A 20,304-nucleotide genomic window follows, 5' to 3' on the forward strand; every position below is an offset into this window, starting at 1 on the left:
CTCCACGGCAGAGGTGGAATCAAACGATAGCCTCTGGACTAGACCGCCCATTGCGCCAGTGGCGTGTCGCACCGATTCAGCGCAGCGCCCGCTTCATCGTGGCGCTGAAGGACTCGATGTGCGCTTCCATGGCGGTCGCTGCACCGGCCGCGTCGCGCCTCTTCAGCGCTTCAATGATTGCGGTGTGCTCCGGCACGATTTCTTCGAGGTGACGAACGTCGGAGAGGGAGACGGTCCAGAAGCGCTGAGAGCGATCATGAAGCTGCATCAGCATCTCGTGCAGGACCTTGTTGCGAGAGGCCCGGGACAGGATCTGGTGAAAGGTCCGGTCGAGATCGACCACCGTGTCGATGTCGCGACGCTCGACGGCCTGCGCCGCGCGGTGCAGGAGGCCCGTGAGCGCCTCCAGTTCTGCGGCATCGATATGTTCCGCCGCGCAACGCGCACAGTAGGGTTCATTGAGACGGCGAACATCGATGAGGTCGGCCACTTCGTCGAAAGAAAGGGGCTGAACGAGGAGCCCTTTGCGCGGCAGGATCTGGATCAGCCCCTCGAAACTGAGCCGGTGCACCGCTCGATTGACGGGCGTACGGCCCACTCCCAGGGTCTCCGACAACTTGGCTTCGTTCAGATAGTCGCCGGGCTTGAGCTTCAGTCTCAGGATCAGGCGCTTGATTTCGCGATAGGCCTGCTCGCTCAGGGAGACTGGCGTCTCGTGCTTGGATCTGGCCGTCGCCGCCCTCGAACGGCTGATCACCTTGCTCTTCATGGCGACAGGCTTAGTTCGGTCCAGGGCGTGCGACAACAACGATACTTTACGCCCCGTTGCTGTTGCCGGCGGGAGGGGGCTCAGGCGATGATCGGCAGCACTTCGATGTCGTAGGCGTGGGTGATCTTGCGGCCCAGCACGAGATCCTCGAGTTCCATCTCGAAGCGCGACGAGGAGCGGATGCCGCCGATCGCCGGCATGGTGCCGCAGAACATCACGGTTCCCGTGGGCAGGCGCTTGTTGTCCTTCCAGGCGAAGATCAGCTCGCGCGGATCGCGAATCTTGGACAGCGGCCCTTCCTGGTAGAGAACCTTCTTGCCGCCTTCCTGAACGTAACTGCGCAGGATCAGGCTGTCCCAGTGCGCCTCGACTTCCTCGAAGCGCCAGGCGGTGCGGCCGATCGGCTTGGCGCACATCTGCTTGGAGACGGCGATGCCGTAGCTTTCGACCTTGCGGTCGGTGTGGTCGGCGCCGACCGTCACCCAGAGCCGGTCGGCGGCGCCGATCAGCACCGGCTCGACCTCGCCCGAACTGTCCTCGCCCAGCACCTGGATGCGATCGGCCTGCGTCAGCATCTGCGCGGCGGCACGGTAATAGATCGGCACCCGCGACGGCGGCTGCACGCCGATCGCCTTGAGTTCCTCGATATGATGGTTGAGCGCGGTCACGTCGCGCCCGGTCCAGCCGGCGATGACGAGATCCTTGATGTCGACGGCGACGTTTTCGACCGCGCCCTTGGCGTGGCCCTCGAATTCCAGGCGCGCCATTACAGAATGGCGAGCTGCGAATTGAGCAGGTCGCTCACCAGCATGTAGCCCGGCGCGTGGGTGATGCAGAACTCGGGCTTCACGGTGGCCACGACCGATTGCGGAGTGACCCCGCAGGCCCAGAAGACCGGCAGCTCGTCGTCGCGCACGGGCGCCGGATCGCCGTAGTCGGGCTTGTTGATGTCCTTGATGCCGATCAGTTCGGGCTTGCCGATATGGACCGGCGCCCCGTGCACGGTCGGAAAGCGTGTCGTCACCTGGATGGCGCGGATGGCGCCGGCCGGCTTGAAGGGGCGCATCGATACGACCATCGGACCGTGGAAGGGGCCCGATGGCGCGCATTCGATGTTGGTGCGGAACATCGGCACATTGGTGCCGCAGCTCTGGTGGCGAATCTCGAGGCCGTTCTCGACCAGCGCGTCTTCGAAGGAGAAGGAGCAACCCAGCACGAAGGAGACGAGGTCGTCGCGCCACACTGACTTGAGGTCGGTGACTTCCTCGACCATCACGCCGTTCTTCCAGATCCGGTAGTAGGGAATGTCGGTGCGGATATCGAGATCCTCGCCGAGCGTCGGCAGGCGCCAGTCGCCCGGCTCCGAGGAAGCGAGCAGGGGGCAGGGCTTGGGATTGAGCTGGCAGAAGCGGGCAAAGTCGGCCGCCAGGGCCTTCGGCAGGATCGCGAGATTACCCTGGACGTAACCCGGCGCCATGCCGGACGTCGGCAGACGGTGACCGCCGCTGCGGATGCGCCGCCGCGCGTCGCGGCCGGTCTCGCCCTTGAAGCTGGTGATCGTGCTGTCCATCGCGAACTCCTAGACGTGCTGGCCGCCGTTGATCTGGATCTCGGCCCCCGAAACGTAACTCGATCCCTTCTCGCAAAGAAAGTGGATCACGTCCGCCACTTCGTCGGGCGTGCCGAGCCGGCGCATTGGGATCTGCTCCTCGACGATCTTCTCCGTGCCGGGCGACAGGATCGCCGTGTCGATCTCGCCGGGCGCGATCGCGTTGACGCGAATGCCGCGCGGTCCGAAATCGTGACTCATCTCGCGGGTCAGCGCGGCGAGTGCCGCCTTCGAGGTGGCGTAGGCGGAACCCGCGAACGGATGGACGCGGCTGCCGGCGATCGACGTCACGTTGACGACGCAGCCCTGCGCCTTCGACAGCTCGTCGACCAACCCGCGGGCCAGCGCCACGGGCGCGAAGAAATTGACGTTGAACACCTGCCGCCAGAGATCGAACGGCGTGTCCATCGCGCCGAGTCTCCCACCGGCCTTGCCCTTGGGCGAGATGGCGGCGTTGTTGACCAGCGCGTCGAGCCGGCCGCCGGCAAGGCGCGAGCGGATCTGTTCGATACCGCGCCCGATATCGACGGGATCGGCGAGGTCGAGCTGCACGTGATTCTCGCCGCCGCTCGGCCACGGGCAGAGGGCGCTGAAGGGTTGGCGCGAGATCGTGATGACCCGCCAGCCATTGGCGCTGAATTTCTTGACGGTCGCATGGCCGATGCCGCGGCTGGCGCCGGTCAGAACGATGGTCCTGACATTGTCGCGTGGGGCTGTATTCATGGGACGATCCTAACCCGGCCGGGGCCGGAGTTCGCGGCCGATCTTGCGTCTCGCCTCCACGCAAGACACACGCCATCAATAGTGGTGTTCGCTTTTGTTCTTCACATTATCTATTAAACCCTTGTGATTACACGACTTTGTTGGATTTTTAAGGCAATTTGATCTAAGGTCTGCCCAGGCTTGGCCCAATTTTAGGGCCGCTCGGCCGTAGTTATTTTTGACGACGTTTATATTTTTGGAGTTGTTCGACATGACGGACGAACGACGGGTCTCCACGCCCACCCCCCATCTGCGCACGGGCCCTGCCACGATGCTGACGGCGATCGGTCTCTGCGTGCTGCTCATGATCATGCAGCTCATGCCGGAAATGCGCGACGCCGGCCTGCACCGGTCGTTTACGGCGTCGGACGCCAGCCGCTAATCGCGATTCAGCCGCTTGTGCGGCTGGCCGGGAGCGCGCATTTAGGGGCCGAGGTTGCGCGTGCCCATGACAGCAGAACACGATCAAGCTTTGCCGCTCGGCACGCGACTGGGCGATTATCGCCTCGACGCTCTGATCGGCCATGGCGGCTTCGGCATCACCTATCGGGCCTTCGACACCCAGCTCGCCAAGTTCGTCGCCATCAAGGAATACATGCCCGTCGAGTTCGCGACGCGCCGGGCCGATGGCCAGGTGGCGCCGCGCGGCTCGCGCTTCGCCGATGATTTCACCTGGGGTCGAGAGCGCTTCCTCGACGAGGCGCGGGCGCTGGCGCGGTTCCGGCATGTCCATATCGTGCCGGTGCTGCGCTACTTCGAGGCTAACGGCACCGCCTATACGGTCATGGAGTTCGAGGACGGCCACAGCGTCGCGCAGCTGCTGCGCCAGCCCGGCCGCCGCCTTCAGCCCGACGAGATCCGCCGCCTGACCGACGGCATGCTGAGCGGCCTCGGCGCCGTTCACGCCCAGGGCTTCCTGCACCGCGACATCAAGCCGTCGAACGTGATCGTGAGGCGCGATGGCGTGCCGATCCTGATCGACTTCGGCGCGGCGCGTCAGGCGATGGGCGGCCGCACGCGCACGCTGACCAGCATCCTGACGCCGCAATATGCGCCGATCGAGCAATACGCGATGGACGGCAAGCAGGGGCCGTGGACCGACATTTATGCGACGGCGGCGGTGCTGCATCACACGATCACGGGTTCGCCGCCACCCGAGGCGGTGAGCCGAGTGGGCACGGACCCGTACCGGCCGCTCGCGGCGACCCATGCCGATCGTTTCGATCCGGCGATGCTGTCGGCGATCGACCGGGGCCTGGCGTTCGCCCCCGAGCAGCGACCGCAATCCATTGCCGAATGGCGCACGCTGTTCGGTGGGGCCTTGCCGCGGGTCGAGGATGCCCCGACCCAACGCATGACGACCGAGCCCGCACCGGCACAGGTCGCGTCGGGGCCCCGCCTTGGCGGCGCGAGCCGGTCTCCCGCCGAGGAACCCTCCGTCGAGCCTCCGGTCACGCGGCGGAAAGGCTTCGTCCGCCGCCGTCTGCCGATCGTGCTGCTGGTCCTGGCCGCTGTCGGCATCTGGAAGGCGGCGCCGCAACTTCGCGAGCGCTTCCTCGACACGCCGAAGGTCGAGACACAGGCAAGCCTGCCCTCGTCGGTTCCGATCGGCGTTCCGACGGAACCCTCCCAGGGCACCGCGACATCCACGCCCGTTCCGCCGTCCGCGACGCCGCCGGCTCAGGCTCCAGCCAAACCGCCCGTCACGGCGCCCGACACATCGGCTCAGAAGGCGCTGGCCGACCAGGCGACGCGCGCGGCAACCGAAGCTCGGGCCGTGTTCGACCGGGCCGAGGAAGCCGCGCGCGCCGCGCGCGCCATGGCGGGCGAGGCCCGGATCGTGGCGGCCCGCGCTGCACGCCCCGACCTCGAGAACAGCGAACGCCTGACTTACGGCAGCGGCGCCAGCTATGTCGGTCAGGTCGTCGATGGCAAACGGCAGGGGCTTGGCGTCGCCGAACTGGTCAATGGCGAGCGCCAGGCCGGGGACTGGAGCGCCGACCTGATGAACGGTCTCGGCACCGTGCGGCTTGCCGACGACACGCGCTATGCCGGGCAGTGGAAAGAAGGCAAGTCGACCGGACTTGGTCTTCGCGAGAAGCCGGGCGTCGAGCGCTCGGAGGGCAACTTCGTCGGCGGCCGTCTCGAAGGCCTCGGCCTCCGCCGGACCCTGGCCGATCCGAACGCCGTGCAGGCCGGCGAGTTTCACGGCGACCTGCTGGATGGGCCGGGTGTCGAACGCATCGGCGAGCGCGAGCGCTATGAAGGCGGCTTTCGCGGCGGACAGCGCAACGGCTACGGCCAGGTCACCGACGCCGACGGCAAGATGCGCCCGGGACGCTGGGCAGACGGAAAGCTCGTCGAATCAGGCCCGTAACATCGGTGGCACGGAAGTTGCGCCCCGCGGCTTAAAGAGAGTTACAGCCGCCGCCCGTGTCAAAACCGCTTTCCGTCGTGCTGATCGACGACAATCCCACCCGCGCCGAGATCGTGGAGTCAGGACTGCGCGATGCCGGCTATGTGTTGCTGGCGCGGCTCGACGGCACCTACGACCTCGCGGCGCGCGTCAGCGTCCTGCAACCCGACGTCATCGTGATCAGCATCGACAGTCCCGGCCGCGACGCGATTGAGGATCTCCGGCGCACGACCGAGCAGCAGCCGCGGCCGATCGCGCTGTTCGCCGACCGCTCCGACCCGGCGACGATCGCCGCCGGGATGGAGGCGGGCGTCTCGGCCTATGTCGTGAAAGGTCTGACGCAGGATCGCGTACAACCGGTCGTCGATGTCGCGGTCGCGCACTTCAATCGCTATCACACGATGCGCGAGGAGCTCGAGCGCGCGCGCCTGTCGCTGGTCGAGCGCAAGACGGTCGATCGGGCCAAGGGCCTGCTGATGGAGCAGAAGGGGATCGGCGAGGAAGCGGCGTACAAGCTGCTGCGCAAGCTCGCGATGGACCAGAACAAGCGCATCGGCGAGGTCGCCCAGGACCTCCTGACCTACGCGAAGGCGCTCAAATTCTGAGCGGGCCGTGTGCCTGCCTATTCGGCGACCATGCTGTATTTGTAAGCAGGCAGGACCGCCCGGGCCGCGAGACATGCCGGGTCGCTGCCCGGACTTTTTGAGACAAATCAGCCACTTGCCGGGCGCCCGCGTCGCCTCGCGCCCTTGGCACGCTTCCTGCTGATCTACGGGTGAGGCGCCCAAGGATGGGTGGCTCCTGAATTCTCCGGCAGGCCAATGGCGGTCTGCCTCCATCGGACAATGACGTCCCACACGGTCGCTTTTCGGCGGCCGCTTGGGGCGTCTTTTTTTTTGGAGTCGCGAGGCGTGGGACATATCGAGCGACCTAGGGTGACGGTGGGGTTCATCCCCCTGATCGACTGCGCGCCGCTGCTGTTCGCGGAGGTGCTCGGCCTCTACGAGCGCCACGGGCTCGACGTGGAGCTGCGCCGCGAAGTGTCGTGGTCGAACATCCGCGACAAGCTCGCGGTCGGCCTGCTCGACGCGGCGCACATGCTCTCGCCCATGCCGCTCGCCACCACGCTCGGCATCGACAGCGTCAACGTCCCGATGATCGCGGCCATGACGCTGCATCTCAACGGCAACTCGATCACGCTGTCGAACGGGCTGTGGCGGGAGATCGAGGAAGCCGCACCCGCCTTCGTGGGCGACAACCTGCCGGCCGGTGCGCCGCTCGATGTCCGGGCGCTGGCCGCGGTGGTCGCGCGCCGTGCCCGGGAGGGCCGGCCGCCGATCACGCTTGCATCGGTCTTCACCTATTCCTCGCACAACCACCTGCTGCGCCTGTGGCTGGCGTCGGGCGGCATCGATCCCGACCGCGACGTGCGGCTCACCGTCGTGCCGCCGCCGCACATGGTGGCGCACCTCTCGGGCGGCACGATCGACGGCTACTGCGTGGGTGAGCCGTGGAACCAGCAATCCGCCTCGCTCGGCATCGGCCGCATCGCGGCGTCGAGCCGGCAGATCTGGGACTCGATGCCGGAGAAGATGCTCGGCACCACGGAAGCCTGGGCGCAGCGCAATCCGAAGACCCTGATCGCGCTGGTCAAGGCCATCACCGAGGCCGGCGCCTGGCTCGACGAGCCGGCCAACCGGCCCGAGGCGGCCCGCATCCTGGCGACGCCGCGCTTCCTCAACGTGCCCGCCGACGTGATCGCGCGGTCGCTCAGCCTGCCCGACTTCCACATCTTCCATCGGCAGCTTGCCAACTTTCCGTGGCGCAGCCATGCCGACTGGTACCTGTCGCAGATGGTGCGCTGGGGCCAGGTGGCGCCGCGCGCCGACATGCGTGCCGTCGCCGATCGCGTGTTCCGCAGCGACATCTACCGCGCCGCCGCCAGCGAACTCGGCCTGCCGTGCCCCCTCATCGACCGCAAGATCGAGGGCGCCCATCCCGATCCCTGGATCCTCCCGACCAACGGCGCGCCGGTGGCGATGGGACCGGACAGTTTCCTCGACGGGTCGGTGTTCGACCCCAGCAAAGAAACCTCAACGACATTCAAACAGCAGGAGAGCCTTCATGGAAAATAGGAACGGCCGCAAAGGCCTGGGCCGGCGCCAGATCCTCAAGAATGCCGGTGCCGCGACGGCGACGGCCGCCCTGATGAGCGCCGTGCGCGCCTCCTTCCCGGGCGGCGCCTTTGCGCAGACCGGTGGACCCGAGACCAACAAGGTCACGCTGGGCTTCATCGCGCTTACCGATTCCTCGCCGCTGATCGTGGCGAAGGAGAAGAAGCTGTTCGACAAATACGGCATCACCGACGCCAACATCGCCAAGCAGGCCTCGTGGGGCACCACGCGCGACAACATCGTGCTGGGCTCCGGCTCGGGCGGCATCGACGGCGCCCACATTCTCACGCCCAAGCCCTACCAGATCTCGCTGGGCCTCACGACGCCGGAGAACAAGCCGGTGCCGATGTACATCCTGTCCCGCCTCAACACCAACGGACAGGCGATCTCCGTCGCGAAGGAACTGATGCCGACCGGCGCAACCGTGAATGCGGAGCCGCTCAAGGCCGCCTTCGCCAAGATGAAGGCCGGCGGCAAGGAAGTGAAGTGCGCCATGACCTTCCGCGGGGGCACGCACGATCTGTGGATCCGCTACTGGCTGGCCGCCGGCGGCATCGACCCGGAAAAGGACGTCTCGACCATCGTCGTGCCGCCGCCGCAGATGGTGGCCAATATGAAGGTCGGCAGCATGGAGGCCTTCTGCGTCGGCGAGCCGTGGAACGAGCAGCTGGTCAACCAGGGCATCGGCTATTCCGCCTGCACCACCGGCGATCTGTGGAAGAACCATCCGGAGAAGAGCCTCGGCCTGCGTGCCGACTGGGTCGACAAGAATCCCAAGGCGGCGCTGGCCGTGTTGCAGGCGGTCCTGGAAGCCGCGCAGTGGTGCGACAAGCTCGAGAACGCCAAGGAGCTGTCGGAGATCGTGGGCAAGCGCCAGTGGTTCAACTGCCCGCCGGCCGACATCATCAATCGCATCGAAGGCAAGGTGAACTACGGCGATGGCCGCAAGATCGACAACCGCGACCTGTCGATGAAGTTCTGGCGCGATCACGCCTCCTATCCCTACCAGAGCCATGAGCTGTGGTTCCTCACCGAAAACCAGCGCTGGGGCATGATGGCGCCCGACCTCGACACCAAGGCAATCATCGGCAAGGTCAATCGCGAGGATCTGTGGCGCGAGGCCGCCAAGGCGATCGGTGTCGCGGCGAGCGACATGCCGGCCGGCACGTCGCGCGGCAAGGAGACCTTCTTCGACGGCAAGGTCTTCGACCCGGCCGATCCAAAGGCCTATCTCGCCGCGCTTCAGATCAAGAAGGTGGCGTGATGCAGGCAGCTGCCAAAGCCGCCGTGTCCGTGGCCACCGCCGTTCCCGTGCCGGAATCCTCCGCCGAGATCGTTACCTTCCGTCCGCCCGTGCGGCCGGTCGTGGAGCGCGCGATGGAGCTCGCGCGACATGTGGTGGCGGTCGTCCTGCCGCCGCTCATCGTGCTCTCGATCACGCTGTTCGTCTGGCAGCTCCTGTGTTCGGAGCCCGGCGCACGCCTGCCGCCGCCGACCAAGGTGGTGTCGGACGCGTGGGACTTCATCGCCGATCCGTTCTACGACAATGGCGGCATCGACAAGGGTGCCTTCTGGCAGATCTCCAAGAGCCTGGGGCGCGTCGCGATCGGCTTCAGCCTCGCCGCCGTAGTCGGTATCGCGCTGGGCGTTCTGGTCGGACAGAGCACCTGGGCGATGCGCGGCCTCGATCCGATCTTCCAGGTCCTGCGCACCGTGCCGCCGCTCGCCTGGCTGCCGCTGTCGCTGGCGGGCTTCCGCCATGCCGATCCCTCGGCGCTGTTCGTGATCTTCATCACCTCGATCTGGCCGATCATCATCAACACGTCGGTGGGCGTGCGGAACATCCCGCAGGACTACCGCAACGTCGCGGCGGTGATCCGGCTCTCCTGGTGGGAGGTCTTCTACAAGATCACGCTGCCCGCCACCGTGCCCTACATCTTCACCGGCCTGCGCATCGGTGTCGGCCTGAGTTGGCTCGCCATCGTGGCGGCCGAGATGCTGATCGGCGGCGTCGGCATCGGCTTCTTCATCTGGGACGCGTGGAACAGCTCGCGCATCTCCGACATCATCGTGGCCCTGGTCTATATCGGCATCGTCGGCTTCCTGCTCGACAAGCTGATTGCCACGGTCGGTCACTTCGTCTCGCACGGCGTCTCGACGCAGTAGGAGCACAGACCATGCCCACCAACGCCTACCTCAAGTTCGAACAGATCGGCATGAGCTTCCGCCGCGGCCAGATGGCGACGGAAGTGCTGCGCGACGTGAATCTGCGCATCGAGCGGGGCGAATTCGTCTCGATGATCGGCCATTCAGGATGCGGCAAGTCGACCTTGCTCAACATCCTGGGCGGCCTGCTGAAATCGACCAGCGGCGAGGTCTTCCTCGAAGGCAAGGTGGTCGACGAGCCGGGCCCCGACCGCGCCATCGTGTTCCAGAACCACTCGCTGCTGCCGTGGCTCACCGTCTACGGCAACATCGCCATCGCCGTCGACAAGGTGTTCGGCGGATCCCAAGGCAAGGGGAAGACCAAGGCCGAGCGACACGACTGGGTCATGCACAATCTCGAACTGGTGCAGATGGCCCAGGCCAAGGACAAGCGGCCCCACGAAGTGTCGGGCGGCATGAAGCAGAGGGTGGGCATCGCCCGCGCGCTCGCCATGCAGCCCAAGGTGCTGTTGATGGACGAGCCGTTCGGCGCGCTGGACGCGCTGACACGCGCCCATCTTCAGGACAGCGTCATGGAGATCCACTCCAAGCTGGGCAACACTGTGCTGATGATCACCCACGACGTCGACGAGGCGGTGCTGTTGTCGGATCGCGTGGTGATGATGACCAACGGCCCTGCCGCCACGATCGGTGAGATTCTCCCGATCAACCTGGCCCGGCCGCGCCGCCGGCTCGAACTCGCGACCGACGCCGAATACGCGCGCTGCCGTGCCGCGGTGCTCGAGTTCCTCTACGCGCGCCACAGGGTGCCGGCACGGGCTGCATGACCGAGGAATTCGACGACGCCCAGAAGCAGTGGCTGCGGGGTTTCGTCAGCGGGATTGAGGCCCGCAAGGCGGCGGAAAAGCTCGCCTCGCGCACGGCCTCGACGCCGGCGGGGCAAGCGATTGGTCCCGATGCCCTGCAGCATGCGGCCCAGGACCGCGCCGTGGCGGCGGGCGGCAAGCTGGTCGCCGAAGAGACGGCCAAGCGCGCGCGCCATCCGCTCGATCGCTGGGACGAGGTGGTGGGCCGTGCCGAAGCGGGGCAGTTCCCCAAGGGCATCGACGTCTTCCTCACCAAGTATCACGGGCTGTTCTACGTCGCGCCGGCCGAGAATTCCTTCATGTGCCGGCTGCGCATCCCCAACGGCATCCTGAACGTCTGGCAGATGCGCGGGCTGGCCGACGCGGCGGAGTCCTTCGGTGGCGGCTATGTCGACGTGACGACGCGGGCCAACCTGCAGATCCGTGAAATTCCCGCGCAGGCGGCGATCGACCTCCTGCTGGCCGTGCAGGATCTCGGACTGACGGCGCGCGGCTCAGGCGCCGACAATATCCGCAATATCACCGGCAGCCCGACCGCCGGCATCGATCCCCAGGAACTCTACGACACGCGGCCGCTGTGCCGCGCCATGCATCACTACATCCTCAATCACCGCGAGATGTACGGCCTGCCGCGCAAGTTCAACATCGCCTTCGACGGCGGCGGCCGCGTGCCCGTGCTCGAGGACACGAACGACATCGGCTTTGTCGCGACCGAGGTGACCGGCGGGGATGGGTTCGAGCCTGGCATTTATTTCCGCCTCCAGCTCGGCGGCATCACCGGTCATCTCGATTTCGCCTTCGAGACCGGCATCCTGCTGAAGCCCGAAGAGTGTGTGACTGTGGCGGGCGCCGTCGTGCGGGCGTTCGCGATCCACGGCGACCGCACCAACCGCCAGAAGGCGCGGCTGAAATACGTGATCGACCGTATGGGCCGCGACGCCTTCGTGGGGGAGGTCGAGAAGGAACACGGTGCGAAGCTGCGCCGAGCGGCGGGGGCGCAGGTGACGCCGCGCGCGCTGGCCGACAAGCACGGGCATATCGGCGTCCACAGTCAGAAGCAGGCGGGTCGCAACTATCTCGGCCTGCTGCTGCCGGTGGGACGCGTGACAGCCGAACAGATGCGCGGCATCGCCGAGATCGCGCAGCGCTTCGGGAGCGGCACGATCCGCTTCACCGTGTGGCAGAACCTGCTGATCTCCGATGTGGCCGATCGCGATATCGGCGTCTGCATCGCGGCCATCGCCGCGCTCGGACTCGGGGTCGAGGCGAGCGCCATCCGGCGCGGCCTGGTGGCCTGCACCGGCAATGCCGGCTGCAAGTTCGCGGCGTCGAACACCAAGGGTCATGCGCTGAAACTCGCCGACTATCTTGAGATGCGGCTGGCGCTCGACACGCCGATCAACATCCATCTGACCGGCTGCCATCACTCCTGCGCCCAGCACTATGTCGGCGACATCGGCCTGATCGCGGCCAAGGTCGAGCGCGGTGAGGAGAGCGTCGAGGGCTATCACGTCTTCATCGGCGGCGGCGCGGCCTCGACGGCCGAGCAGGCGATGGCGCGTGAGTATGCGACCGCGATCGCCTACGATGAGCTGCCGCCACTTCTCGAGAGGCTGCTCGCGGCCTATCTCGCGCACCGCCAGTCGCCAACCGAATCCTTCTTCGAATTCTGCCGCCGCCACGACATCGCCGCGCTGCGCGATCTTGCCGAGCGTGCCCCGCTGCCGGCGCTCGCGGCATGAACGCGATGGCGCCCCTGCCGGAGATCGTGCCCGAGAACGCGCCGTTTTCTCCGGCGCAGCGCGCCTGGCTGAACGGCTTTTTCGCCGCCTATCTGGGCGTGAACGGGGGGGCTGCGGACACGGAAGCGGCGGAGCCCGCCGAGCCGGAGGATTTCCCCTGGCATGATGCGGCGCTGTCGCTCGCCGAGCGGCTGGAGCTTGCGAAGGATACGAAGCCCGAGCGCCAGCTGATGGCCGCGATGGCGCAGCTCGATTGCGGCCAGTGCGGTTATCTCTGTCAGACCTATGCAGAAGCGGTGTGGTCGGGCGCGGAGGCCGACATGGGCCGCTGCGTGCCGGGCGGCAAGGAAACGCAGCGCAAGGTGAAGGAACTCGTGTCCGCGCTCGAGCCGATGCGTGACGGCTCGGCCGTGGCCGCACCTTCCGTGAAGCCCGCCGGCCAGGTCGGCTTCTCGCGCGACCGGCCCGCTCTTGCCACCCTGGTCGATGCCCATCCGCTGAACCGTCCCGGGTCGGAAAAGGACGTGCGGCACGTCGTGCTCGACCTCTCGGCCAGCGACGTGACCTACGAAGCCGGCGACAGTCTCGGCGTCTTCGCCCGCAAGAACCCGCAGCTCGTCCAGGCGGTGCTCGATCGACTGGGCGCCACAGGCGAAGAAATGGTTGGCGTCGATCACGAGGCATTACCGCTGCGGCAGGCCTTGCTGAGCAAGGTCGACATCGCCCGCCCGAGCGACGAGTGCATGCTTTTCCTGGCGACGCGGGCCTTCAACGGCGAGGAGGCGCTCAAGCTCCAGGCGCTCGCGTCGGGCGAGGGGCCGCCGGAACTGGCGGAGGCCGACCTCCTCGATCTGCTGCTGGCCTTCCCCTCGGTCTCGCCCTCGCTGCCGGGCCTCCTGAAGTCGCTCGACCGGCTGCAGCCGCGCCTTTACTCGATCGCGTCGTCGCCCAAGGCGCATCCGCACGAGGTCCACCTCACCGTGTCGGCCGTGCGCTGGGACACCAACGACCGCACCCGCACCGGCATCGGCTCGTGCTACCTCGCCGATTTCGCCAAGCCTGGCGATGTCATCCCGGTATTCGTGCAGAAGGCTCACGGCTTTGCGCCGCCGGCAAACGATGCGGCGCCCGCCATCATGGTCGGGCCGGGTACGGGCATCGCGCCGTTCCGAGCTTTTCTCGAAGAACGCGACGCGCGCGGCGCAAAGGGGAGGAACTGGCTCTTCTTCGGCGACCAGAAGCGCTCGACGGATTTCCTCTACGAGGACCAGATCATGGACTGGCAACGCCGGGGCGTGCTGACCCATCTGGACCTCGCCTTTTCGCGCGACCAGGCCGAGAAGATTTACGTCCAGACCCGCATGCGCGAGAATGCGGACGAACTCTGGGCCTGGTTCGAGCAAGGCGCACACTTCTATGTCTGCGGCGACGCCAAGCGCATGGCCAAGGATGTCGAGACGGCTTTGATGGACATTGCCATGGGACCGGGCGGCAAGAGCGCCACCGAGGCGAAAGCCTGGCTGGACGGGCTCGTCAAGGCGGGCCGCTATCAGCGCGATGTGTACTAGAGGCCGTCGCTCCGAAATCGCATCCCTCATCCTGAGGAGCCGTGCGCTGCACGGCGTCTCGAAGGATGGGCAACGGACGCGGTGCGCGTGCCCACCCTTCGAGACGCACTCCTGCGGAGTGCTCCTCAGGGTGAGGTCGTGTTTGTCGTCATGACGACGCCCGTCCACACCACGTGCCCCTATTGCGGCGTCGGATGCGGGATCGTTGCGACGCCTGACGGAAGGGGCGGCGCGGCCATCGCGGCCGACCGCACGCATCCGGCCAACCACGGACGACTCTGTTCCAAGGGCGCGGCGCTGGGCGAGACGCTGTCGCTCGAGGATCGTCTCCTGCATCCAGAGATCGATGGGCGGCGTGTGTCCTGGGAGGTCGCGCTCGACACGGTGGCGACGGGATTGCAACGGACGATCGAGCGACACGGGCCCGATGCCGTCGCCTTCTATGTTTCCGGCCAGCTCCTCACCGAGGATTATTATGCCGCCAACAAGCTGATCAAAGGCTTCCTCGGCACCGCCAACATCGATACCAATTCGCGCCTCTGCATGGCCTCGTCGGTTGCGGGCCACAAGCGCGCCTTCGGCAGCGACACGGTGCCGGGCCTCTACGAGGATTTCGAACGCGCCGACCTCGTGGTGCTGGTCGGCAGCAACCTCGCCTGGTGTCATCCCGTACTGTTCCAGCGACTCGAGGCCGCCAAGCACAAACGGCCGTCGATGAAGATCGTGGTCGTCGATCCGCGCCGCACCGAGACCTGCGACATCGCCGATCTCCATCTGGCGCTGAAGCCGGGCAGCGACGTGGCGCTGTTCAACATCCTGCTGGCCGGCCTCGCGGACCGCGGTGTCGTCGACGGTGACTTCGTCGACCGGCACACATCGGGTCTCGACGCGGCGCTCGCCGCCGCGCGGGCGACGGATGTCGCCGCCTGCTGCCTGACGCGGGCCGACGTCGAGACTTTCCTCGACTGGTTTGCCCGTACCGAGAAGGTCGTGACGCTCTATTCGCAAGGCGTGAACCAGTCGAGCGCCGGCGTCGACAAGGTCAATGCGCTGATCAACTGCCACCTGCTGACCGGCCGCATCGGCCGTCCGGGCATGGGACCCTTCTCGATCACCGGCCAGCCCAACGCGATGGGCGGCCGCGAGGTCGGCGCGCTCTCGAACACGCTCGCCGCGCACATGGATTTCGGCCCGGCCGCGATCGACCGGGTCGCGCGCTTCTGGCGGGCCCCGCGCATGGCGACCAGGCCGGGTCTCAAGGCGGTCGATCTGTTCGAGGGCGTTCGCGCCGGCCGCATCAAGGCGGTGTGGATCATGGCGACCAATCCGGTCGCCAGCCTGCCCGATGCCGATGCGGTCCGCGAGGCCCTGCGCAGTTGCGAATTCTCCATCGTTTCCGAGGCGATCCGTGCCAGCGACACGGTCGATGCCTGCCGTATCCGGCTGCCAGCGCTCGCCTGGGCAGAGAAGGACGGCACGGTGACCAACTCCGAGCGCGGCATCTCGCGGCAACGACCCTTCCTGCCGCCGCCCGGCGAAGCCAAGCAGGACTGGTGGATCCTCGCCGAGGTCGCGCGACGACTGGGGCACGGCGAAGCCTTTGCCTGGCGCGGTGTCGCCGACATCTTTCGCGAGCACGCGGCCCTTTCCGCATTCGAGAATGCGGGCACGCGCGACTTCGACATCGGCTCGTCTGCCTCGATCGACGATGCTGCCTACGAGGCGCTGCAACCGTTCGTCTGGGGCGGCGGGGCCGACAAGCGCTTCTTCGGCGACGGCGGCTTCTTCCATGACGACCGTCGCGCACGTTTCATCGCCACCACGGCGCGCCCGCCGGTGAATGCGCCCGATGAAGAGCGGCCGCTGATCCTCAACACCGGTCGCGTGCGTGATCAGTGGCACACGATGACGCGTACCGGGAAATCGGTGCGCCTCGCCGGTCATCGGCCCGAGCCCATGCTCGGGTTGCATCCACTCGATGCCTCGGTGCGATGTCTTGTCGACGGCGACATCGCGGAAGTGACGAGCCGATGGGGCAGGGGCGTGCTGCGTGTCCATGTGACCGACTCGTTACGCATCGGCGAGGTCTTTGCGCCCATGCATTGGACCGCGCAGGTGAGCCGTGCGGGTCGCATCAACGCTGCAGTGAATCCCGCGGTCGATCCTCTCTCCGGGCAACCGGAACTGAAACACACGCCCGTCGAAATTCGTCGGCTTGATATGCATTGGCATGGCACGATTCTCGCTCGTCGCCCGATCATGCTGCCGAAGATTTCTTATTGGGCGCGAATCAGGGGCGCCGGCTATCACGCCTACGTCGTTGCCGGCGACCAGCCTTTCGCAGTTGCACAACGAGCGTTGTCCGCAGCCGTGCGCACGACCAACCCTGGCCCATGGCTCGACGGTGAGAACGGAGTCGGCGCGGTCTTGAGCGATGGCCGGATCGAGGCCGTGATGACACTCGGGGCGACCTACGATGTCGAGGCGCGTGACCGGCTGGCGCCCTACATGGCGCTCGACCGCCTCACGATGAATCAGCGCGACGAGCTGTTGCACGGCGGGACGGACATGCATCGCGGCGGCGAGATCTGTGCCTGCTTTGGCATTTCGCGGGGCGCCGTCGAGGCGGCCATTGCCGATGGCGCCGCGTCGCTGGCGGCCGTCGGCGCGACCACACATGCCGGCACCAACTGCGGCTCCTGCCGTTCCGAGATCCGCGCTCTGCTGCGGGCGGCGCGTCTCGTGAAAGTGGCGTGATGCAGACCTTCCCGCTTTTCCTGACGCTGAAGGGCCGCCGTGCGCTGGTCGTCGGCGGCGCCGATGCGGCCGCTCGCAAGGCCGAGCTGCTGCTCAAGGCCGGGGCGCAGGTATCGCTGATCGCGGAGACGGTCGGCGGCGAGGTCGCCCAGTTCATCGCCGAGGGTCATGTCTCCTGGGCCGGCAGCAGCTTCGACGAAGGCGATCTCGAGGGGGTGTCGCTGGTCATCGTGGCGAGCGAAGACGAATCGATGCAGGCGCGCGTGTCGGCCGCCGCCCAGCGGCGCTGCCTCCCGGTCAATGTCGTCGACCGACCGGCCCTGTCGAGCTTCATCATGCCGGCGATCATCGATCGCTCTCCGATCACCATCGCCATCTCGACGGGAGGGACCTCGCCGGCACTGGCAGGGCGCATCCGCGCCGAGATTGAACGCAGCCTGCCGGCGGCCCTGGGGCGGCTGGCGCGCTTCGCCGACGTCTTCCGCGAACAGGTGCGCCGTACCCTCGTCGTGCCGCGGGCCCGTCGCCGCTTCTGGGATCGCGTCTTCGAAGGCAGCGTCGGCGAGCTTGCGCTGGCGGGCGACGAGATCGGTGCGCGCCGCGAATTGATCCGGCTGCTGGACGGCGTCCGCAGTGAAGCGCCGTCGGCCGGCATGGTCCATCTGGTCGGCGCCGGACCGGGCGATCCCGATCTTCTCACCCTCAAGGCGCACCGGCTGCTGCAGCGTGCCGACGTCCTGGTCTACGACCGGCTGGTTTCGGACGAGATTCTCTCGATGGCGCGTCGCGATGCCGAGCGGGTCTATGTCGGCAAGCGGCGGGCGAACCATTGCGTGCCGCAGGAGGAGATCAACGACCGGCTGGTGGCGCTGGCCCGGGCCGGCAAGAGCGTCGTGCGGCTCAAGGGCGGCGATCCCTTCGTATTCGGACGCGGCGGCGAGGAGGTCGAGGCGCTGGTGAAAGCGGGCGTGACCGTCGAGGTGGTGCCCGGCGTGACGGCCGCCCTGGGGTGTGCCTCCAGCGCAGGCATTCCGCTCACCCATCGCGACCACGCCCAAGCCTGCGTGCTGGTCACGGGCCACCTGAAGAACGGCACGGTCAATCTCGACTGGGAGATGCTCTCGCGGCCGCGGCAAACCGTCGTGATCTACATGGGGACCGGCGCACTGCCCCAGATCGCGTCGCAGCTCATCGCTCATGGCCTGCCGGCCTCGACCCCCATCGCCCTGATCGAAAACGGCACGACCGATCGGGAGCGTCGCGTCGTCGGCACCCTGGCCACCATCGATCGGCAGGCCCAGCGGGCCTTCCTGACGGGTCCCACTCTATGCATGGTGGGTGCGGTCGTCGGATTGGCCCTGACCCGCGATCAGGAATTTAACTTTGAGTCGAGAATGGGTCTCTGATAAGGGTGTCTGTGACAAAAATGCAACAACACCGGGGCACGGATGCGTAGTTTTGTACTGAGCCTGGCGACCTTGTTGGCATTTGCCGGCACGGGCTTCGCCCAGACCAATACGGGCGCCTCAAGCGCTCCAAAAGTGAAGACCGCCGCGACCGCCGAGACCTCTACCACAAAGAAAAAGACCGCCGCACCCGCTAAGTCCGCGAGCGTCCAGAAGGCCGCCGCCCAGCAGAAGAAGGCGCCGGCCGCCACCCAGCAGCAGCTCCGCGGCTCGCGTTACGGCGGGTTCGCGCCGGCCGCCATGGCCGCGCCGCTCCCGGCGCCAGACCTCGACCTGTCGAGCCCGCGCAGCCTCAGCCTGGTGAACTTCAACACCAAGGAAAAGATGACGGTTACTTTCTGGTCGAACGGCGCCTATCACCGCAGCGCGCTCGACCAGCTCAACCAGTTCCTGCGCGACAGCCGCGACAGTGGCACCACCGAGATGGATCCGCTGCTGTTCGACGTGCTGTGGCACACCGCCCGCATCTCCGGGTACAGCGGCCAGATCGAGGTCCTGTCGGCTTTCCGCTCGCCCGAGAGCAATGCCTGGCTGGCCAGCGTCAGCCGCGGCGTGGCACGCGACAGCCAGCACATGAACGGCAACGCCATGGACATTCGCTTCCCGGGCGTGCCGGTGTTCCGCATCCGCCAGGCCGCCCGTTCGCTCAACATGGGCGGCGTCGGCTTCTACCCGCGCTCCGGCTTCGTGCATATCGACACGGGTCCCGTTCGCTACTGGTAAGGGCGCTCCTGGTAAGAACATGAGCCGCATCGAGATCGTCGAGGGTGACATCACGCGCCTCGACGTCGATGCCATCGTCAACGCCGCCAAGGAGAGCCTGCTGGGCGGCGGCGGCGTCGACGGCGCCATCCATCGCGCCGCCGGTCCCGAGCTTCTGGCCGAATGCCGCGCCCTGGGCGGCTGCCAGACCGGCGAAGCGAAGATCACCAGCGGCTATCGCCTCAAGGCGCGCCACGTCATCCATACGGTCGGCCCGGTCTGGCAGGGCGGGGCGCAGGGCGAGCCCGAGAAGCTGGCGCGCTGCTACCGCAACTCGCTGGCGCTCGCGATCGTCCACGGCCTGCACAGCATCGCCTTCCCCGCTATCTCGACCGGCATCTACGGCTATCCGAAGGAAGCCGCCGCCGAGATCGCCGTCCATGAAGTCCGCATGATCCGCATGCCCGAGCACGTGATCTTCTGCTGCTTCGACACCGCCACCGCCGAAATCTATCGCGAGATCGTGGGCGACGTCGGACAGCTGTCGTCCTGAGTGAAGCGAAGGACCTAGCCGAACGGCCAAAGCACTCGGTCGCTAACGTGAGATCCTTCGCTTCGCTCAGGATGACAAGAGGCGGTGACGGCGCGTTCTCTCGTCGAATCTCAAATCATCGCGGCTAAGAAAGTTTGCAAACCGTCACTGCCCGTATCTGTTGGCGTTCTTCAGATACTCGAGCTCTTCCGCCGTCGTGCTGCGGCCCAGGACCTCGTTGCGGTGGGGGAAGCGGCCGAAGCGGGCGACGACGTCGCGGTGTTCGTGGGCCGACTTGATGTTGTTCTCGCCGCCGATCGTCTCGAACAGGGCGCAGGCAAGCTGCTGGTCGGCGAGATGCTCGCTGTGACCGAAGGGCATGTAGAAGAACAGCCGCATGTCGACGGGAAAGACCGACGGATAGAATCGCGCCAGCGCGTGTCGCGCGATCTCGATGGCCCGCGCATCGCCCGCGAAGGCGCGCGCCGTCTTGCGGAAGCAGTTGCGGGTGAACTGGTCGCAGAGAAGGATCAACGCCAGCGCGCCCTCGGGTGAGTTCCTCCAGGCATCAAGTTCGCCCGAGATCGCGCGTTCGATTGCGGTGCCAAATCGGCCGACGGTCTCGGCGTCGAATTCCGGCGTGCTTTTCCACCAGATGTCGCGCGGCTTGCCGTGCTCGGGGTGGCCGAGCGGCAGGAACCAGAAATCGATGATGTCGCGGATGGACGGCGCCTGTGTCATGCGGCTTAGTTAGACCGGGCACGCAGAACCCGTC

Annotated in this window: 18 protein-coding genes; 13 read left to right on the plus strand and 5 right to left on the minus strand. The window is 66.8% G+C overall.

The genetic code is table 11. From position 1 onward, the window contains the following. Nucleotides 1-76: 76 nt before the first annotated feature. From ACQY78_RS17465 to ACQY78_RS17480, 4 genes are all read right to left on the minus strand, one after another. Nucleotides 77-769: a GntR family transcriptional regulator gene (locus ACQY78_RS17465; protein ID WP_428677109.1), complete on the minus strand. Its 693-nt coding sequence runs from the start codon at nt 767-769 to the stop codon at nt 77-79. Between the two features lie 80 nt (nt 770-849). Further along, the gene (locus ACQY78_RS17470; protein ID WP_428677111.1) at nt 850-1,536 is read right to left on the minus strand and encodes a DUF2848 domain-containing protein; all 687 of its coding nucleotides are present in this window, start codon (nt 1,534-1,536) and stop codon (nt 850-852) included. Beyond that, a complete protein-coding gene (locus tag ACQY78_RS17475) occupies nt 1,536-2,339 on the minus strand; it encodes a putative hydro-lyase (RefSeq protein WP_425068963.1) in 804 nt (267 codons plus the stop codon). The genes ACQY78_RS17470 and ACQY78_RS17475 overlap by 1 nt, the downstream gene beginning before the upstream one ends. A gap of 9 nt (nt 2,340-2,348) precedes the next feature. Then, complete coding sequence (locus ACQY78_RS17480; RefSeq protein ID WP_428677112.1) at nt 2,349-3,101, minus strand: SDR family NAD(P)-dependent oxidoreductase; 753 nt, start codon at nt 3,099-3,101, stop codon at nt 2,349-2,351. A gap of 250 nt (nt 3,102-3,351) precedes the next feature. Between ACQY78_RS17480 and ACQY78_RS17485 the strand changes: the two genes are divergently transcribed. The 13 genes from ACQY78_RS17485 to ACQY78_RS17545 all read left to right on the plus strand — a co-directional run bounded on the left by ACQY78_RS17485 (nt 3,352) and on the right by ACQY78_RS17545 (nt 19,550). Next, nucleotides 3,352-3,522, plus strand: coding sequence for a hypothetical protein (locus tag ACQY78_RS17485; protein WP_428677114.1), 171 nt, complete (start codon nt 3,352-3,354; stop codon nt 3,520-3,522). 66 nt (nt 3,523-3,588) lie between these two features. Beyond that, nucleotides 3,589-5,517: a protein kinase domain-containing protein gene (locus tag ACQY78_RS17490; RefSeq protein WP_428677116.1), complete on the plus strand. Its 1,929-nt coding sequence runs from the start codon at nt 3,589-3,591 to the stop codon at nt 5,515-5,517. A 56-nt stretch (nt 5,518-5,573) separates the two neighbouring features. After that, the gene (locus tag ACQY78_RS17495) at nt 5,574-6,161 is read left to right on the plus strand and encodes an ANTAR domain-containing response regulator (RefSeq protein WP_428677118.1); all 588 of its coding nucleotides are present in this window, start codon (nt 5,574-5,576) and stop codon (nt 6,159-6,161) included. A 240-nt stretch (nt 6,162-6,401) separates the two neighbouring features. Then, entirely contained in the window at nt 6,402-7,691 is a 1,290-nt protein-coding gene (locus ACQY78_RS17500) for a CmpA/NrtA family ABC transporter substrate-binding protein (protein ID WP_428677120.1), read from the plus strand. Next, the gene (locus tag ACQY78_RS17505; protein ID WP_428677122.1) at nt 7,681-8,994 is read left to right on the plus strand and encodes a CmpA/NrtA family ABC transporter substrate-binding protein; all 1,314 of its coding nucleotides are present in this window, start codon (nt 7,681-7,683) and stop codon (nt 8,992-8,994) included. The genes ACQY78_RS17500 and ACQY78_RS17505 overlap by 11 nt, the downstream gene beginning before the upstream one ends. Further along, nucleotides 8,994-9,896 carry a nitrate ABC transporter permease gene (ntrB, locus tag ACQY78_RS17510; RefSeq protein WP_428677124.1) on the plus strand — a complete coding sequence of 301 codons (903 nt, stop codon included), beginning with the start codon at nt 8,994-8,996 and terminating at the stop codon, nt 9,894-9,896. The genes ACQY78_RS17505 and ntrB overlap by 1 nt, the downstream gene beginning before the upstream one ends. An 11-nt stretch (nt 9,897-9,907) precedes the next feature. Next, nucleotides 9,908-10,723, plus strand: coding sequence for an ABC transporter ATP-binding protein (locus tag ACQY78_RS17515; RefSeq protein ID WP_428677126.1), 816 nt, complete (start codon nt 9,908-9,910; stop codon nt 10,721-10,723). Further along, nucleotides 10,720-12,504 carry a NirA family protein gene (locus ACQY78_RS17520; protein ID WP_428677128.1) on the plus strand — a complete coding sequence of 595 codons (1,785 nt, stop codon included), beginning with the start codon at nt 10,720-10,722 and terminating at the stop codon, nt 12,502-12,504. Before ACQY78_RS17515 ends, ACQY78_RS17520 begins: the two co-directional genes overlap by 4 nt. Further along, the gene (locus tag ACQY78_RS17525) at nt 12,501-14,072 is read left to right on the plus strand and encodes a sulfite reductase subunit alpha (RefSeq protein WP_428677130.1); all 1,572 of its coding nucleotides are present in this window, start codon (nt 12,501-12,503) and stop codon (nt 14,070-14,072) included. The genes ACQY78_RS17520 and ACQY78_RS17525 overlap by 4 nt, the downstream gene beginning before the upstream one ends. A 150-nt stretch (nt 14,073-14,222) precedes the next feature. Continuing rightward, a complete protein-coding gene (locus ACQY78_RS17530; protein ID WP_428677132.1) occupies nt 14,223-16,829 on the plus strand; it encodes a molybdopterin-dependent oxidoreductase in 2,607 nt (868 codons plus the stop codon). Continuing rightward, a complete protein-coding gene (gene cysG / locus ACQY78_RS17535; protein ID WP_428686421.1) occupies nt 16,829-18,235 on the plus strand; it encodes a siroheme synthase CysG in 1,407 nt (468 codons plus the stop codon). The genes ACQY78_RS17530 and cysG overlap by 1 nt, the downstream gene beginning before the upstream one ends. A gap of 42 nt (nt 18,236-18,277) precedes the next feature. Beyond that, the gene (locus tag ACQY78_RS17540; RefSeq protein ID WP_428677134.1) at nt 18,278-19,018 is read left to right on the plus strand and encodes a DUF882 domain-containing protein; all 741 of its coding nucleotides are present in this window, start codon (nt 18,278-18,280) and stop codon (nt 19,016-19,018) included. Nucleotides 19,019-19,037: 19 nt separating this feature from the next. Further along, entirely contained in the window at nt 19,038-19,550 is a 513-nt protein-coding gene (locus tag ACQY78_RS17545) for an O-acetyl-ADP-ribose deacetylase (protein ID WP_428677136.1), read from the plus strand. Between the two features lie 144 nt (nt 19,551-19,694). Here ACQY78_RS17545 and ACQY78_RS17550 read toward each other — a convergent pair whose 3' ends face one another. Further along, nucleotides 19,695-20,270: a DUF924 family protein gene (locus tag ACQY78_RS17550; protein WP_428677137.1), complete on the minus strand. Its 576-nt coding sequence runs from the start codon at nt 20,268-20,270 to the stop codon at nt 19,695-19,697. Nucleotides 20,271-20,304: the final 34 nt, after the last annotated feature.

This window comes from Reyranella sp., from assembly GCF_965279625.1.
In the GTDB taxonomy this organism is placed as follows: Bacteria; Pseudomonadota; Alphaproteobacteria; order Reyranellales; family Reyranellaceae; genus Reyranella.